This window comes from Streptomyces colonosanans (assembly GCF_001866645.1).
Classification (GTDB): domain Bacteria; phylum Actinomycetota; class Actinomycetes; order Streptomycetales; family Streptomycetaceae; genus Streptomyces; species Streptomyces colonosanans.
The window spans coordinates 1-1,088 of sequence record NZ_MLYP01000156.1 but is presented as its reverse complement, the minus strand read 5'-3'; the positions used below and the strand labels follow the sequence as shown (position 1 = coordinate 1,088).

1 protein-coding gene and 1 pseudogene are annotated in these 1,088 nt (G+C 63.9%); both read left to right on the top strand.

The window, feature by feature from the left end; all coding sequences use genetic code 11:
• The first annotated feature begins 390 nt into the window (after positions 1–390).
• A complete protein-coding gene (locus BIV24_RS30955) occupies positions 391–915 on the top strand; it encodes a hypothetical protein (RefSeq protein WP_143064717.1) in 525 nt (174 codons plus the stop codon).
• Positions 916–993: 78 nt separating this feature from the next.
• Positions 994–1,088: pseudogene (locus tag BIV24_RS36635) on the top strand (HipA family kinase); the annotation flags it as partial.

The following is a 1,088-nucleotide window of genomic DNA, read 5'->3' as shown; positions in this document are numbered from 1 at the left end:
AGTCTGCCGCCTCGGGAGCGTGGGAGGAGCCCGGCATCCGATTGGCCGACGAGAAGGCGATCGGCCGGGAGGGAGGAGTCCTGCCGGGCTGCCGACGTGGCCGCGCCGGCGTCGGCGTCGGATGTCCGGACGGTCTACTGCCACGCCTTGGCGCAGTACCGAGCCGAGTATGCCCGATGCGTGCGGTACTTCACCGTCGTGGCGCAGCCATCCACCCCTTGGGAGAACTGCGCTTCAAGGTGAACTTCCTTGCCATGCCCGCTGGGTGGCGGCAGGTGAGTCAGCACCTTTGCCCCATGGCGGTCGTGGTGCATTGTCGAGGGGCGAGGCGTTGGCCGGGCCGGCGCGACTGCATGCGGATCAGGACAAGGGCTGAGTGGCGATCAGGATATGAGTGCAGAGCTTCAATTGCTTGTGGAAACCCTGCGAGACGTCATGGGTTCGCGGGTCGAATGGTGCATGATGAACTCGCTACCTGCTGCGGCTCTGCCCAAAGAACTTCCCGCAGGCCTTCCCGTCTCGCTTCGGGAATTTTTCATGGTCGCGAACGGCGCGACCTGCGGTGACGTCACCGTCTTCTCGGCTTCCACGGTTGACCAGATGCAGTTCTATGCCGATCCGGTTCCGGGGGCGGAGGTAGTCCTCGGACGTCGGAGGTGGTTGTGTTGCGGAGCCATCGCCGATGACCCCTTCTTTGTGAACAGACTGAACGGCGAGGTCTGGTACTTCCCGGACACGGGAGCCGAATGGTGGAGATCCTCGTCGTTCGAGAAGGCCGCGGACGATGTCACCTCATTCTTCCTGCGTTTCATGGCGGGACCCCGCTATGTGGACCTTTCCGCTACGGGACGCGAAGACCAATGGGCTGAACTGCTCAGCCATGCGGGGCTCTTGGAGCAGACGGGCATCCGATGAGTTCACACCGTCCCGCTGGGACGTGCGCATCCGGGAGGGCGCGGATTGCAAGGCCCGGACATCGCATAACCTGGCGAAATGCTTACACACGTCACGGCGACCCGCTACATCACGCCACTGCGTGAGGGTGGTTCGCTGCCGGGGCTCGTCGAAGCCGACGATCTCGGGACCTA